14 protein-coding genes are annotated in these 15,502 nt (G+C 68.4%); 8 read left to right on the plus strand and 6 right to left on the minus strand.

Annotation, left to right across the window (positions count from 1 at the left end; genetic code table 11):
* Positions 1-196 precede the first annotated feature (196 nt).
* Entirely contained in the window at positions 197-823 is a 627-nt protein-coding gene (locus ACFWF3_RS04550; RefSeq protein ID WP_378656463.1) for a hypothetical protein, read from the plus strand.
* A gap of 49 nt (positions 824-872) precedes the next feature.
* On the opposite strand, the gene ACFWF3_RS04555 is transcribed toward ACFWF3_RS04550, so the two are convergent.
* Positions 873-2,030, minus strand: a complete 1,158-nt coding sequence (locus ACFWF3_RS04555; protein WP_378990487.1) for a hypothetical protein — start codon at positions 2,028-2,030, stop codon at positions 873-875.
* A 276-nt stretch (positions 2,031-2,306) separates the two neighbouring features.
* On the opposite strand from ACFWF3_RS04555, the gene ACFWF3_RS04560 reads away from it, so the two are divergent.
* Positions 2,307-2,969: a hypothetical protein gene (locus tag ACFWF3_RS04560; protein ID WP_379312424.1), complete on the plus strand. Its 663-nt coding sequence runs from the start codon at positions 2,307-2,309 to the stop codon at positions 2,967-2,969.
* Between the two features lie 97 nt (positions 2,970-3,066).
* Positions 3,067-3,213, plus strand: coding sequence for a hypothetical protein (locus ACFWF3_RS04565; protein ID WP_378990486.1), 147 nt, complete (start codon positions 3,067-3,069; stop codon positions 3,211-3,213).
* A 55-nt stretch (positions 3,214-3,268) separates the two neighbouring features.
* Here the strand turns inward: ACFWF3_RS04565 and ACFWF3_RS04570 are convergent, their stop codons facing one another.
* The 3 genes from ACFWF3_RS04570 to ACFWF3_RS04580 form a co-directional block, all read right to left on the minus strand.
* On the minus strand, positions 3,269-4,525 hold the full coding sequence (locus tag ACFWF3_RS04570) for a sensor histidine kinase (RefSeq protein ID WP_379312425.1): 1,257 nt from the start codon (positions 4,523-4,525) through the stop codon (positions 3,269-3,271).
* A 110-nt stretch (positions 4,526-4,635) separates the two neighbouring features.
* On the minus strand, positions 4,636-5,331 hold the full coding sequence (locus ACFWF3_RS04575) for a response regulator transcription factor (protein ID WP_101464499.1): 696 nt from the start codon (positions 5,329-5,331) through the stop codon (positions 4,636-4,638).
* 157 nt (positions 5,332-5,488) lie between these two features.
* Positions 5,489-7,534, minus strand: coding sequence for an AMP-binding protein (locus tag ACFWF3_RS04580; protein WP_379312426.1), 2,046 nt, complete (start codon positions 7,532-7,534; stop codon positions 5,489-5,491).
* A 319-nt stretch (positions 7,535-7,853) separates the two neighbouring features.
* Between ACFWF3_RS04580 and ACFWF3_RS04585 the strand changes: the two genes are divergently transcribed.
* From ACFWF3_RS04585 to ACFWF3_RS04600, 4 genes are read left to right on the plus strand one after another with little or no spacing between them, the layout of a single operon-like run.
* Entirely contained in the window at positions 7,854-11,729 is a 3,876-nt protein-coding gene (locus ACFWF3_RS04585; RefSeq protein WP_379312427.1) for an ATP-binding protein, read from the plus strand.
* Positions 11,726-12,139, plus strand: coding sequence for a roadblock/LC7 domain-containing protein (locus ACFWF3_RS04590; protein ID WP_011207200.1), 414 nt, complete (start codon positions 11,726-11,728; stop codon positions 12,137-12,139). The genes ACFWF3_RS04585 and ACFWF3_RS04590 overlap by 4 nt, the downstream gene beginning before the upstream one ends.
* A gap of 7 nt (positions 12,140-12,146) precedes the next feature.
* Positions 12,147-12,521 carry a DUF742 domain-containing protein gene (locus tag ACFWF3_RS04595; protein ID WP_056818578.1) on the plus strand — a complete coding sequence of 125 codons (375 nt, stop codon included), beginning with the start codon at positions 12,147-12,149 and terminating at the stop codon, positions 12,519-12,521.
* Positions 12,502-13,104: an ATP/GTP-binding protein gene (locus ACFWF3_RS04600; protein ID WP_174551063.1), complete on the plus strand. Its 603-nt coding sequence runs from the start codon at positions 12,502-12,504 to the stop codon at positions 13,102-13,104. Before ACFWF3_RS04595 ends, ACFWF3_RS04600 begins: the two co-directional genes overlap by 20 nt.
* A gap of 76 nt (positions 13,105-13,180) precedes the next feature.
* On the opposite strand, the gene ACFWF3_RS04605 is transcribed toward ACFWF3_RS04600, so the two are convergent.
* Positions 13,181-13,714, minus strand: coding sequence for a hypothetical protein (locus ACFWF3_RS04605; protein ID WP_378990481.1), 534 nt, complete (start codon positions 13,712-13,714; stop codon positions 13,181-13,183).
* Complete coding sequence (locus tag ACFWF3_RS04610) at positions 13,711-13,989, minus strand: helix-turn-helix transcriptional regulator (RefSeq protein WP_364578900.1); 279 nt, start codon at positions 13,987-13,989, stop codon at positions 13,711-13,713. The genes ACFWF3_RS04605 and ACFWF3_RS04610 overlap by 4 nt, the downstream gene beginning before the upstream one ends.
* Positions 13,990-14,095: 106 nt before the next feature.
* Between ACFWF3_RS04610 and ACFWF3_RS04615 the strand changes: the two genes are divergently transcribed.
* The coding region (locus ACFWF3_RS04615; protein ID WP_379312428.1) for a carboxyl transferase domain-containing protein at positions 14,096-15,502 on the plus strand (1,407 nt) is incomplete at its 3' end.

Genomic DNA, 15,502 nt, shown 5'->3' on the forward strand with positions numbered 1-15,502 from the left:
CCTCAGGGAGGCACGGGCCGTTGCTGTTTCAGGGGTAAGGCACCCGCCTCGCGCGCCGCGGGGTAATGTGCCCCGCGTATGACGGAGCCCAACGGCTCCCGTGTGATTCGTTTCCAATGCGTTGTCCATGACAGTGACTTGTTCGATTCGCCCGGGGCCGGGTTCTTCGGGAGTTTCGGGAGGGAGATTCTCGATCATGTTCCAACACAAGGTTGTTCGCCGTGCGCTGGCCGTGGCGCTGCCCATCGCCGTGGCGGTGAGCGTGGCCGGGGTCGCGTCTGCGGAGGTCGACCAGCAGACGCAGTACGCGGCGGGATTGTCGAGTGCGGGGCAGGGCTACCGCACCACGGTCGCGCCGGACCTGCGCACCGTAGCCGCCTCGGTGGAGGAGGGCCGGTTCCTGCTCGCACCCGACCGGGCCCGGGTCATCGTCGAGTCCGCGACCGGCGATCCGATCGGGGAGGTCCCCACCTCGTTCACCACGGTCAGCGGCAATGTGATCGCCCTGGCGACCGAGATCGCGGCCGACGGGCGAAGCATGACGGTGACACCGCGGCCCACCGCGGAGGCGAGCGACGAACTGAAGACCATCGCGACCACCCCCACCGCGCAATTCCCCGACCCGGTCCAGAACGCCGCCGCCATCGGCGCCGGCATCGGCGCGCTCGTCGCCGCCGTCGTGTGCATCCCGATGATCACCACGATGATCCTCTACCTGCCGTGCGTCGGCCTGGTAGGTCTCCCGAACGCGTTGATCGGCGCGTTGATCGGCGCCGTGGTCGGCGTGGCCGCACCGCACATCATCCCGCAGGTCCTGCCCTGACCCTGAAAACCCCTGCGGCCCGGTCGAAACCGACCGGGCCGTAGTGCTGTCACTCCCGGACGACTTCGACGGGGTCGGTGAGGGCGAGGGCGAGGGCGGATTGCTGGGACTGGCCTCGTGGGGGGAGGGCCTCGAGGGCCTTGCCGGTTTGGGTGTTGAGGTTGCCGACGATGTTCTGCAGGGCGCCGACGCCGCCGGTGAGTTGTTCGACGGCCGAGAGGAGTTGGGCGCCGCCCTGCTCGGCGAGGGTGGGCAGGCCCTTGGCGAGTTCGGCGCCCTGGGTGAGCTGGTCGCGGGCGCTGTTGAGGCGGGCCACGACGGTGCGCAGGAGGGTGCCGAGGTCGGTGTTGGGATCTACTGCGGCGCCGGTCAATTCGCTGAGGCCGTCGAGTTGGGTGCCTGCCTGGGTCGATACGCCGCGTAGCGCTTCGAGTTTGGTGATGATGTCGGCGAGCTGAGGGTCGCCCGCGAAGGGGAGGGCTTTCAGAAGGGGCAGGATCTGGTCGAGACCGGAGCCCATGGCGGCCGCGCTGGATTGGACGCCGGCGATGGTGACGCCGGTGGCGCCGAGGGCATCGGCCAGCTGGTTCGCCTGCTTCGCCGCGCCGTCGACGGTCTGGTTCAGCAGCTCGATCGCCGAAGTGAGTTGGCCCGCACCCTCTTTCGCAAAGTCGAGGAACCCGAGCATCTGCTCCGCACCGCCACTGAACTGGCTCGCACCGTCGGCGGCGGCGTTCACGCCCGCGCTGAGCAGCTGGGCGGTGAACTGGACCGAGGTCATCTGGTTGCGTGCCTGCGAGACCGCGGCCAGCGCCGCGTCGACGCCGGACGCGCCGATCCGGTGCGTCACCACATCGACCGCGCCGTTCACCGTGTTCGTGTCGGCGCCGTCGTGGGTGGCGACGGTCACCCTGGCGCGCTTGGGTTCCGGGGTGGCGAGGGTGGCCATCGACGCGGTGAGGTCGGCGGGCAGGGTGATCACGGCGGCGTAGTCGCCCGCGTCGATCTCACCGGGCTTCGCGACGGTCCACTCATAGCCACCCGCATCCTGCACCGCCTTGGCCACACGCTCGCCGGTCGGCCCGGAATCAGCGTTGACGAGCGCGATCCCGGTCGGTGCGGCATCCTTGCCGGAACAGGCGACAGCACCGCCCGCCAGCGCGAGAGCAGTGGTGAAGCAGAGCAGGCGAGCGCGTTTGTCGATCACATCGGCGACGGTATCCCGGAGTTCGGTGCCGGACGTGGGAGATGTCTGAGAGTTCGTTGAGGAAGGGCTGTTCAAGGTAGCTGCCGGTATGCCGGTCGAGTACTGCGCGCGATCGCCGATCGATAGCTACCTGTTCAAACTATGCCTTGTGTCACAACATATTCCGCAACACCGTAGTGGTTCGGTACAACTCTCGAGTCAATCGACATCGAGATTTTTTCGATTCGTCCGGGGGGTTCGGGGATTCTTCGGAAGCATCGGGAGGGAGAACCGAACATGTTCAGCCACAACATCACTCGCGCGGGTCGCCGTGCGGTCTTCGCCGCACTGCCGCTGGTCGTCGCGGCGTCGCTCGTCACCACGGGCACCGCGGCCGCTGATGTCACCGTCGCGCGTCAGGCCGAGATCGCCGCCGGGCTGGCAGGCGAAGGCGCCGCCGACGGCGTCGGCTACAAGACCACCGTCTCGCCGGACCTGCGCACCGTCTCCGCGACCGTCGACAACGGCCGCTTCGTGCTCTCGCCCGACTCCACCAATGTCGCGGTCATCTCCGCCACCGGAGACAAGGTCAGCGAGCTGCCGCTGACGATGACCACCGTCGGTGGCAACAACATCGCGCTGGCTTCGGTCGTCTCCGAGGACGGCCGCACGCTGCAGATCGCCCCGCAGCTGTCCGCCGCCACCACCGACGAGCTGAAGAGCATCGCCACCAACCCCGAGGCCGGTAACCACGACCCCGTCCAGAACGGTGCGGCCGCCGGTGCCACCATCGGCTTCCTGACCGCGGCGATCCTGTGCATCCCGGGCCTGGCCGCGTTCATCATCGGCTACTTCCTGTGCGCGTTCACCTCGGGCGTCTCCTTCGCGATCACCGGCGCGGTGCTCGGCGCGGTGATCGGCCTGGTCATCCCGGAGTCGATCCCGCAGGTTCTCCCCTGATTCCAGCTTCAGTCGCTGGTTGTTAACTGTGCGGTATTCTCGCGAGTGTCTTCACCCCGCGCCGATCAGGCGCGGAACTCACGAGAGTGGAGGTTCGATGTCCGACACCGACGATGTCAAAGCCAAGGCCAAGGCCGAGGGCGAGAAGATCGAGGCGGAAGCGAAGAAGGCAGCGGCCAACGTGAAGGAAGCTGCCGAGCGCGCGGCGGGCAGAGTGAAGGACGCTTTCAAGAGCGACAAGTAAGTAGCGAGCTCGGCCCCGCATCCACGGTCATCGTGGGTGCGGGGCTTTCGTGTTTCTACTGGGCCGGTCGCGCGGGCAGGTCGATGACGAGACGGGCGCCGCCGAGTGGACTGTCCTCGAAGTACGTCAGCCCGCCGTGCAACTGGGCCTGCTGGGCCACCAGCGCGAGGCCGAGGCCCGAACCGCCCTTGGCGGCGTTGGCGCCGCGGGCGAACCGCGCGAAGACCGCCTCGCGTTCGCCGGGCGCGACGCCGGTGCCGTTGTCGTCGACGGCGATGACGATCCGGTCGTGCGCGGTGCGATGCGCCGACACGACAGCGGCGGTGGCGCCGCCGTGCTTCACCGAATTGGTGAGCGCGTTGTCGACGGCCAGCCGCAGGCCTGCGGGCAGGCCCCGGGTCACCAGCTCGGCGTCGGTGTCGATGCGCACCGCCAGACCGGGGTTGTGGCGCATGGCGTCGTGGGCGGCCTGGTCGCACAGGTCGGCGACATCGGTGGGGACGTGATCGGTCTCGGCGGTGAGATCGCCGCGGGCGAGCCGTTCCAGCGCGGACAGGGTGGTTTCCACCCTGGTCTCGTTGCGGGCGAGGTCGTCGAGGATCTCGCGACGCTGGTCGTCGGTGAGGTCGAGGGTGCGCAGGACCTCGAGGTCGGTGCGGATCGCGGTGAGCGGGGTGCGCAGTTCGTGGGCGGAGACGGCGGCGAAGTCGCGGGCGGTTTCCAGCGCGGCGGCGGTCTCGGCCTGGGCCTGGTCGACGCGGGCCAGCATGGTGTTCACCGCGTCGGCCAGCTTCACCGCTTCGTCGACACCGGAACCGTCGACCGGGCGGTCGTGCTCGTCCGGCCCACCGCCCGTGCTGCGGGCCGACACCTGCTTGGTCAGCTTCACGATCGGGCCGACCGCACGCCCGGCGAGCAGCCAGCCCAGCGCCGCCGCGGCCGCCACCGCGATCGCCGCGCCCGCGAGGACCCAGCGTTGCTGGTCGTCGGTGGCCTTGGTGGCCTCGGTGGTCGGAATGGCCAGCGAGACAGTGCGACCCGCGGGCTGGTTCTCGGTGGTGGTGAGCACCCGATAGGGCTGGTCGTTCAGCTCGACGGTCTGTGAGCCGGGGGGCAGATCCGGCAGCTGGGTCGAGCTCGACGCGGTCACCTGGCCGTCGTCGCGCACCGTGAGCGCCATGGTGTTCTGCAATCCGGTCAGGTTGACGAACCCGGTTGCCAGCACCGGCTCGATCAGCACGATGCGCGAAGCGATTTCCAGTTGCTGATCGGTTTGGGTGACATTATTGCGCTCGATTGCTTGAAAACCCACGAAAGCGGCGATCGTGACGATGATGACGGCGCCCGCCGCAGCCGCCCCCGCGACTCTTGTCCGGAGCGAAAACGATTGTCTGCGACGACGTTTCAGCGGTTGTTCGGAGATCATTTCGATTCCCGGAGTACGAAACCCACCCCGCGAATCGTGTGCAAAATCCGTGGCGTGTCATCTATTTCGAGTTTCCTGCGCAGGTATCCGACGAATACGTCCACCACATTCGTATCGGCTATGAAATCGTAACCCCACACCAATTCCAGCAGCCGTTCTCGCGTCAACACCACACCGGCATTCCGGGCGAGCGTCGACAGCAATTCGAATTCCCTTTTGGTGAGCTCGATTTCGCGCCCGTGCAGTAGTGCGCGATACCCCGCGACATCGACCAGCAACGGCCCGACCGTCAGCGCGCCGGGCGCCACGGGCTCGGGTGTGTCGGTGCGGCGGCGCAGCAGGGCCTTGATCCTGGCCACCAATTCGGCCAGCTCGAACGGTTTCACCAGGTAGTCGTCGGCGCCCGACTCGAGACCCGCGATCCGGTCGTCCACCGAAGCACGGGCGCTGAGCACGCAGATAGGCACGTCATTGCCCATAGCTCGCAGGGCCGTGACCACCCCGGCACCGTCGAGGACCGGCATGTTCATGTCGAGGACCACCGCGTCGGGCGCCTGCTCGGCGACGGCGCGCAGCGCGGCACCACCGTCGCGCGCGACCAGCACCCGGAAACCGGACAGTCGCAGGCCGCGTTCGACCGAGGCGAGAACGTCCTCGTCGTCATCGACGACGAGAACGGTAGAGGAAGTCACGTGGTGAGCTTATATTTCTGGCGGCGCGGGCGCCGCGGGGTCTCGGCCTGGTGGCCTCGATCTTCCCTCCCGGCGGGCACTCCTTCGTCGCACCCTCTGGTCAGTCCGGATCGAGGCGGCCGAGACGCCCCTGCGGGGCTACCCAGACCTCGGATCCCTACGGGGCAGGGGAGACCGGGTCGTTGTCCTGGTCGGGGGAGGTGGCCGACGTGATGCTGCCCAGTGGTGGGTTGGCGAGGATGCGGTCCGCCAGGGCGGTGAGGACGTGGGGGTCCTCGATGGTGGCGGGGGTTTCGACGTGTTCACCTGCGGTGAGCTGGCGGATCGTCTTGCGCAGGATCTTGCCGGAACGGGTCTTGGGCAGGCCGGTGACGATGATCGAGTCGTGCAGGGTGGCGATCGCCCCGATCTGGGCACGCACCCGGTCGTCGAGTTCGGCGCGCAACTGCTGCTGGTCGATCTCGACGCCCTGCTTGAGCACCACATAGGCCAGCGGGAGGCTGCCCTTGAGCTCGTCGGGCATGCCGATCACCGCGCATTCGGCGACGGCCTCGTGCCCGGCGATGGCGGCCTCGATGCTGCCCGCCGACAGGCGATGCCCGGCGATGTTGATCACGTCGTCGCTGCGCCCGAGGACGTAGAGATAGCCGTCCTCGTCGAAGTAGCCGGAGTCGCCGGTGAGGTAATGGCCGGGGAAGGCCGACAGGTACGAGCGGATGAAGCGATCCCGGTCGCGCCACAACCCGGTCAGGCAGCCGGGAGGCAGCGGCAGCCCGATGACGATGTTGCCCTCGGTCCCGGCCGGAACCGCGTTGCCGTTCGCGTCGAGCACGCGCAGCCGGTAGCCGGGCACCGGCACACTCGCCGAACCGGGCTTGACCGGCAGTTCCTGCACGCCGAGCGGGTCGGCGCAGATCGGCCAGCCGGTCTCGGTCTGCCACCAGTGATCGACCACCGGGGTGTCGGGATGATCGGCGAGCAGGGTGTTCGTCGCCCAGTCGAAGGTGGCCGGATCCAGGCGCTCGCCCGCGCAGAACAGCGCGCGCAGCCGGGACAGGTCGTGACGGTGGGCCGCGGTGGCGTCGGGGTCGGCGCGGCGGATCGCGCGCAACGCGGTCGGCGCGGTGAACAGCACCCGCACGTCGTGCTCGTCGACGATCCGCCAGAACGCGCCCGCGTCGGGGGTGCCGACCGGTTTGCCCTCGTAGAGCACCGTCGTCGCGCCGACCAGCAGGGGTGCGTAGACGATGTAGGAGTGGCCGACGACCCAGCCCACATCGGAGGCAGCCCAGAACACCTGACCAGGGCCGACGTCGTAGATATTGCGCATCGACCAGGCCAGCGCCACCGCGTGTCCGCCGTTGTCGCGCACCACGCCCTTCGGCTTACCGGTGGTGCCGGAGGTGTAGAGGATGTAGAGCGGATCGGTGGCGGCCACCGAGACCGGATCGGCGGGCGCCGCGCCGTCGACGCAGTCGTCCCAATCGACCCAGCGCGCGGCGACGGTCTGCTCCGAGGACGGCAGCACGTCGGTGGCGGGCAGGGCGGCCGGGAACTCGATCGTCGTGAACTGGGGCCGCTGCTTCACGATCACCGTGCGTACCGACGCGGTCTCGGCGAGATCGAGCGCGGCCATCACGATCGGCGGGTAGTCGATGCGGCGGTTGGGTTCCAGGCCGCCCGAGGCGGTGATGATCAGGACCGGCTCGGCGTCGTCGATGCGGGCGGCCAGCTCGGGTGCGGCGAACCCGCCGAACACCACCGAGTGCACCGCGCCGATGCGGGCACAGGCCAGCATCGCGATCACCGCTTCGGGAATCATCGGCAGATAGATCACCACCCGATCACCGGCCACCACACCGAGATCGCGCATGGCTCCCGCGAACTCGGCCACCGCGTCGAGCAATTCGGCGTAGGTGTAAATCGTGGTGGTGTCCGTCATAGCGGAGGCATATATGAGGGCGGGTTGATCGGCGTGTCCACCCTGGTCGACAGTGCCCGCTCTGACGTGGCGGTCGAGGGCGTTCACGCAGGTATTCAGGCGGGCATCGGGGAACCACCGGGCCGACCGCTTATCGGCGGCATCGACGATCTGCTGCGGTTCGACATCCCACTCGATGCCCTGAGCTGCGGCGGACCAGAAGTCGGCTGGGTCGACCAGGCTGGTCTGATAGACCGGCCGGTACTCGTGTTCGGTGTCCAACCCCGTGACTCCCTAGCCTCGCTTCGATGCCCGCTCGATAGATCCAGATGATTGTGGCAGACTTCACGCGACACCCGAGGGGGTGCCGCGACCTTTGGTTTTGCCTACAACGGGCTGGTCATCGAGCGGACCTCTACCGGGAGTCAGCCAAGAAGTTATTGATCCGTTAGAATCCGATGTCACTTATTCGGGCAGTCGTAGACGCAATTTCTCGGCCAGCCGTAGTTCTCGGCCAGCAGCCACTGGCGAGCCACCATCGCGCCTGTGGAGGTTCGCCTCAGGCGTACGGTACGAGGCCAGTTTGGAAAGTGAGTGGGAGATGCGTGACGCCGCTAGGTCCGGCAGCAAACGCTGGGCGCTCGGCAACTGGGACCTGCGTTGGAAGGTTACGGCCGTGCTTGCCGTGCCACTCGCGGTCGCGGTCGGGCTCGGCGTGTCGAGAATTACCTCCGAGTTCTCGGAGGCCAACCGGCTCTCCAGTATCAACGAGCAGGTAGACACGATTCCGACGGTCACCGCGCTGAGTGCAGGCACGGCGAAGGTGGCCGGCAGTCAGTTGGTGCCGGCCGGTCCGGGGGTCACCCTGGTCACCGACAAGGACCTCGCCGATCTCGACGCCGCCGTCGCCGCGGCCGAGACCTCGCTCGGTCGGCTGACCGATCTGCCTGCCGCGCACGGCGCGCTGGAGCGGATGGTCAAGCAGGCCAAGAACGTGCGCGCGCAGGGTAAGGCGCTGTCGACGTCCGCCGAGCCGGTACTTTCCGGGGTCGAGCAGATGACCCAGGACAGCGTCAGCATCGTGGAGTCCACCATCGCTCAGGTGAGCGATCCGGTGATGGACACGGCCAAGCTGCGTCTGGTCGACTCGCTCAACACGCGTTCGGTGCTCGTCGACGAGCTCGCCGGTCTGGCCGGGATGCTGCGTGGGCAGGACACCGGGGCGCAGACCTTCCTCACCGGTGTCGCGACCGAGAGCCATCTGCTCGATGTGCTGTCCAACCGCTTCCCCGACGGCGATCGGGTGATCGCCGACCTCAAGGCTCAGGCCGATATCCGGGCGAACCTGATCAGCAGTCCCGAGGTGTCCGCGGGCAAGCTGCCTGTCGGCGACTTGCGTACCTCGCTCTACTCGAGTCTGCAGGCCTACGAAGGCGTCGTGAACGAGGCGACCAAGGCCATCGAGGTCTCGATGGACGAGCTCACCGATGCGGCCGCCACCGGTGCCTGGACCTATACCGCTGTCGTCATCGCGACGATCCTGGCCGCGCTGCTGCTCGCCGTGTTCGTCGCCCGCTCGATGATCGTGCCGCTGCACCGCCTCCGGCTGGCCGCGCTGCGCGTCGCCGAGTCCGATCTGCCGCACGAGGTCGCCCAGCTCCGCAACGGTGCCGCGCCCGAGGACGTGCCGCTCGAGCCGATGCCGGTGCGCTCCGACGAGGAGATCGGCCAGCTCGCCCGCGCCGTCGACGATATCCACGGTCAGGCGCTGCGTCTGGCCAGCGACCAGGCGCAGATGCGTTCGCAGGTCAACGACATGTTCGAGACGCTGGCCCGCCGGTCCAAGTCGCTCGTCGACCATCAGCTCACCCTCATCGAGGCGATGGAGTACGACGAGAAGGACCCGCGCCTGCTCGAGAACCTCTTCCGGCTCGACCACCTCGCCGCGCGCATGCGCCGTAACGGTGACAACCTGCTGATTCTCGCGGGTACCAAGCAGCGTCGCACCAAGTCGGCCCCGGTCGAGATCGCCGACGTGCTGCGTGCCGCGATCTCCGAGGTCGAGGACTACGAGCGGGTCAAGCTCGGCGCCACACCGCGTGGCTCGCTGGTCGAACCGGCCGCCTCCGATATGGCGCACCTGTTCGCCGAGCTGCTCGACAACGCGCTGCGGGCCTCCCCGCCGGAGACCGACGTCAAGTTCACCTTCGCCCAGGCACACGACCAGGGTCTGCTGATCGAGGTCGCCGACCGCGGCATCGGTATGCCGCCTGCCGAGATGTCGGAGATCAACCACCGGCTCGAGCAGACCGCTGAGCCCGGTCCCGACACCGCCCGCCACATGGGTCTGTTCGTGGTCGGCCGGCTGGCCGAGCGCCACGGTCTCACCGTGCGCCTGCGTCCGACCTTCGATACCGCGCGCGATCCGGGCGTCACCGTCACCGTGCACGTGCCGGTCGGCCTCATCGTCGCCGGTGCCGGTGGCCCGGTGGTGCCGCCGCAGCAGGTGCAGCAGCAGAACGCGCCCGCACCGCAGCAGCAGCGACCGAACCCGCAGCAGCAGCAGCCGAGCAGCACCATGCAGACCCGCGCGATCACCCGCACCCCGGGTGGCAACGTGATGGTCACCGTGGATCCCGGAACCAGCGGGCCGCCGGCGGGTGCCGGTGGTGGGTTGCCGCAACGTCAGCCGGGCAACTCGATGGCTTCGGGCGTGGCCCAGGACGCGAACGAGCAGTCGTCGCCGTCGCTGCGTCCGCCCGCGCCGGGCCAGGGGAACGTGCCGCAGCGCGGCAAGCTCGCCGCGGCGAACCTACCCAAGCGCAACCTGGCGCCGGGTGGGCCGCAGCGCCCGCCCGCCGGGCCGGGCCAGCAGGGCCCGGGTGAGCAGAAGCCCGGTGGGCCGCCGCAGGCCGGTGGTGGGCTGCCGCAGCGTCAGCCGGGTGCGAACGGCGCGCCGTCGCGGGATTCCGCGCAGTCGCCGCGTGACGCGGCACCGCCCCAGCGCGACCTGGCACCGCCGCAGCGCGATTCGGCACAGACGCAGCGGGGGAGCACCCCCGGTGGGTTGCCGCAGCGTTCGCCGGGCGCCAATGGCGCCCCGCAGCGTGATCCTTCGGTCGGTCTGCCGCAGCGCGATCCGTCGCCGCGGCTACCGCAGCGGGAGCAGACCGGCGGTCTGCCGCAGCGTGACCCGGCAACGGGTCTGCCGCAGCGCGATCCGTCGACCGGCCTACCGCAGCGGGAGCAGACCGGTGGCCTGCCGCAGCGTGACCCGGCAACGGGTCTACCGCAGCGCGATGCCGCGAACGCCCAGCGTGATCCGGCGCAGTCGACCGGGTTGCCGCAGCGTGGTCAGGGCAGCGCTGCGCCGCAGCGTGATTCCGAGCCCGTGCAGCGTGACCCGGCGACCGGACTCCCGCAGCGGGGCAACGCCTCCGGCGGTCTGCCGCAGCGCGATCCCGCGCCGCGCCTGCCGCATCGGGATCAGTCCGGTGGTTTGCCCAGGCTCGATCAGACCGGTGGTCTCCCGCAACGTGAGCAGACCGGTGGCCTGCCGCAACGTGATCCGTCGACCGGCCTACCGCAGCGGGACCAGACGGGCGGTCTGCCGCAGCGCGACCCGTCCAACGGCCTCCCGCAGCGTGAGCAGACCGGTGGCCTCCCGCAGCGTGATCCGTCCAATGGTCTGCCGCAGCGTGAGCAGACCGGCGGTCTGCCGCAGCGTGATCCGGCCAGCGGACTTCCACAGCGTGCCCAGCCCGCCCGTCCGGCCAATGGTCTGCCCCAGCGCGCAACCCCTGCGCCGCAGCAGGATTCGGCCGACAACGGTCTGCCCCAGCGCGCTCCGGCCGCGGGTCAACCGCAGCGGGACGCGCCCAACGGCCTGCCCCAACGCGCGGCTGCGCCGAATGGGCTGCCGCAGCGCGATCCCGGGGCTAGTGTTGTACCGCAGGCGAACGCCGGGCCAGGAGTGGCTCTGCCGCAACGGGATCGGGACCCTGCGGGGCCGGATAACGCTGCGTCGGCAGGGCGTGATCCGGGTCGGCACAGCTTCCGGTCCAATCCGGTCAAGGCTGCGTCGTTCTTCCAGACCAGGTTGCAGCCGGCACCGGAAGGTGATTCCGTGATGGGCGGAACACCGATCTTCGCGGAGATGATGTCGTCGTGGCTCACGGACGAGAATTCCGACCGGAACCAGATGGCCGCGTCCTTCGAATCACCCGGTGATGACGGCTGGGAGGCTGCTCGCGCGGCGAGCGAAGCCCAGTCCGAGGTGCGTACCGCCGCCGGCTTGCCTCAGCGCAGTCCGGGCGGGAGGCTTGTGCCGGGTGGTGTGAGCGGCACCGCCGATCGCACTCCGCAGCAACGCGATCCCGCCACGATCCGCAACAGCCTGAGTCGTCACCAGCAGGGCGTCCGGGATGGCCGCGCAATGAAGGCAATGAACCTAACCGGAGATAAAGGAGACCGATGAACCCCGATCTAGGTGGTACGAACCGTCAGCTGGATTGGCTGGTTTCGAACTTCGCCAACGAGGTTCCTGGCGTAGCCCATGCCGTCCTGGTCTCGGCTGACGGACTGTTGATGGCCGCGAGCGCTCAGCTCCCGGTCGACCGCGCAGAACAGCTCTCCGCGGTGACCGCCGGACTGGCGAGCCTTTCCGTCGGCGTGTCGAATCTGTTCGAAGGCGGTACGGTACTCCAGTCCGTCGTGGAGATGGAGCACGGATACCTGCTGCTCATGGCAGTCGGCGACGGCTCCTACCTAGCGGTCCTGACCAACACCTCGTGTGACATCGGTCAGGTCGGCTACGAAATGGCACTTCTGGTCGAGCGCGTTGGCCAGACGGTCCAGGCCACCCCGCGCGTCACGATGGGTTCCTGATGGTGGGATGGACATAGACGATCACCGCATGGGGAGCGCCGAGCCCAGCCTCGTCCGCCCGTACTCCTTGACTGCCGGCCGCACCAGGCCGGCGGTCGAGTTGGCGCTGGAGGCACTCGTCGCATCGCATCCGGTCGCCATGGAGCGGCAGTACGAACTGAACAACCTCGAAACGTCCATCGTGGAGTTGTGCAGGCAATCGCCGTCCGTTGCCGAGATAGCTGCCCAGCTGTACATCCCGATCGGGGTGGCCCGGGTACTCGTAGCCGATCTGATCGAGGCCGGCCACGTCCGGGTTTCGGCAACTTTGAAAGACGATTCCAGCGACGATGAACGTCGCGAGCTGATCGAAAGGGTTCTCAGTGGACTCCGGCGTATTTGATTCGACGGCGCAGGTCGATACCCGCACGGCCAAGCCGACTTCGGCGAAGATTGTGGTCGCCGGCGGCTTCGGTGTGGGTAAGACCACGATGGTCGGCGCGGTGTCGGAGATCGTTCCGCTGCGCACCGAGGCGTTGGTCACCAACGCCAGTACCGGAATCGACAACCTGACCGGTATTCCGCAGAAGTCCACCACCACGGTGGCGATGGACTTCGGCCGTATCAGCCTCGCCGACGACCTGGTCCTGTACCTGTTCGGTACGCCGGGCCAGTACCGGTTCTGGTTCATGTGGGACGACCTGATCCGCGGCGCCATCGGCGCCGTGGTGCTGGTCGACACCCGCAGGCTCGAAGACAGCTTCGCCGCTGTCGACTACTTCGAGGCCCGCGGACTGCCGTTCCTGGTGGCGCTCAACGAGTTCGACGACGCGCCGAAGTACCCGCTCGAGGACATCCGCCAGGCCCTGGCGGTTCCCGCCGACGTGCCGATCATGTCGATCGACGCCCGTCGCCGGGAACCGGCCAAGCAGGCCCTGGTCGCCTTGACCGAGTACGCGCTGCGCAAGGTCATGCAGGGTTACTGAGCTCGCGTCTCTGCACCGATGGACGGGGCTGCTGCGATGAAGGCCGCAGCCCCGCTCTTCGTTCAGGACCAGGGTTTCAGGACTCCGGTTCGGGATCGGGCCGGGTCCAGCCGAGGATCATCGCCGGTGCACAGCCGCCGGCCATGATCGTGGCCAGCATCATCAATCCGCCCGCGTAGGCGATGCGATAGGCGTCGGCCTCCGGTGAGAACGCGCTGCCGAAGATCAGGTATGCCAACGGTGCCATGGTCAGCGACTGGGTGAGCGCGAGTCCCGCCGAGCGGGCCTTGTTGCGCTCGGAGATCTCCAGTTCGTCGAGCATCTGGTCGGGTGCGTGATCCTGGCCGCCCGAAGCGATCCGCAACATCGTCCAGCTCGGCAGGAACACCAGTGCCGACACGAGCGCGACCCCTGGCGCCCCGAACAGGTCGAGCGCGCGCATCACTCCGGCGACCGCGATCCCGAGCAGCGCGATCGTCACGATCACCACGAGAATCCGCCGTCGACGCAGCGACCGCCAGCTCTTCAGCATCCCCGCTGTCCGTTGTTCCTGCACGAGCCAGCGCCGGACCCGATAGTTCTGGTAGCGGTCGATGAGCGTGGTGGTCATGGCGTCTCGCCTTTCGTGCGTGGGTAGAGCTCGGCCGACAACGGCCCGAATTCCTTGCGGGAGAACACGACTTCGATCGGTAGCGCGAACACATCGCAGATGCGCATCGCCAGATCGAGACTCGGATAGTGATCGCCACGCTCGAGCGCGCCGATCGTCTGGACATTCACGTTGACGGCCTCGGCAAGCGCCGCCCGGCTCATCCGATGCTCCGCGCGCAACACCGCGATGCGATTGAAGATCGGCAGGGTTTCCCCTCGTCTGACTGGGCTCACCTAATGAAGTGTTGTAAAAACACAACATATTGTCAAGATGTCCCAATGCTCTGCTGTGATCTCGTGACTGTGGCCGAACCTGTCCGGCTACGCTCGGAGCGTGCGGATGTCGGCGGATGACTTACTCGGCCAGTTGCTCGACGCGGGCTCTTTCGTGAGCTGGGACCGGGCGCCGATCGAGCCCGCCGTGTCACCGCGGTATCGCCAGGACCTCATCGCGGCGGCCGATCGGGCGGGGACCGATGAGGCGGTGCTGACGGGGGAGGGGTTGTTGCGCGGGCGGCGAGTGGCCGTGATCGCCTGCGAGTTCGCGTTTCTGGCCGGATCGATCGGGGTGGCAGCGGCCGAGCGGATCGTGTGTGCCGTCGAGCGCGCCACCGAACTCGGGCTGCCGCTGATCGCCTCGCCGACCTCCGGCGGCACGCGGATGCAGGAGGGGACAGTCGCTTTCGTGCAGATGGTGAAGATCGCGGGTGCGGTGGCCGTACACAAGTCGGCGGGGCATCCGTATCTGGTGTATCTGCGTGATCCGACGATGGGTGGGGTGTTCGCATCGTGGGGGTCGCTGGGGCACATCACCTTCGCCGCGCCCGGCGCGCTCATCGGGTTTCTGGGTCCTCGCGTGTACGAAGCCTTGTACGGCAGGCCGTTTCCGCCCGGCGTGCAGACGGCGGAGAACCTCTATCGCAACGGTGTGATCGACGGTGTGGTGACGGTGGAGGTGTTCCGGCGGATCGCGCACCGGGCGATGAGCGTCGCCGCAGGCGCTGTCGTTCCGATGACGACCGAGCCGGGTTGGGCTGCGCCGGTGCGTAGTCCGTCGACCCCGTCGAATCCGGCTGCCGGCGCCTGGGATTCGGTGCTCAGTTCGCGGCGGCCCGGCCGGCCGGGCATTCGGGACCTGCTTCGCCATACGACACAACGGGTTCCGCTCAGCGGAACAGGCCGTGGTGAGTCCGATCGCACTGTCCTGCTCGCCCTCACCCGGTTCGCCGGTCAACCGTGTGTCGTGTTCGGGCACGACCGATCCGGTCAGGAGGGCGAGCACACCATGGGCCCGGCCGCCCTGCGCGAGGCGCGGCGTGCGATGGTCCTGGCGCGGGAACTGCGGTTGCCGCTGGTGCTGGTCATCGACACCGTCGGCGCCGCCCTGTCCAAGGAGGCCGAGGAACGCGGGCTCGCCCCCGAAATCGCCCGCTGTCTGGCCGATCTCGTCACCCTCGACACCCCGACCGTCTCCGTGCTGCTCGGCCAGGGCACCGGCGGTGGCGCGCTCGCGCTGTTGCCCGCCGACCGGGTGCTCGCCGCCAGGCACGGCTGGCTGGCTCCGCTGCCGCCGGAAGGGGCGAGCGCCATCGTCTTCCGCGATATCGCGCACGCACCGGAAATGGCTGCCGCACAAGGCATCAGATCGGCTGATCTGCTCGAGGACGGTGTGGTGGACCGGATCGTGGAGGAGTACCCCGATGCCGCCGACGAACCGGTGGCCTTCGCCCGTCGCACGGTCCTGGCG

The organism is Nocardia sp. NPDC060220 (genome assembly GCF_042727815.1).
GTDB lineage: Bacteria > Actinomycetota > Actinomycetes > Mycobacteriales > Mycobacteriaceae > Nocardia.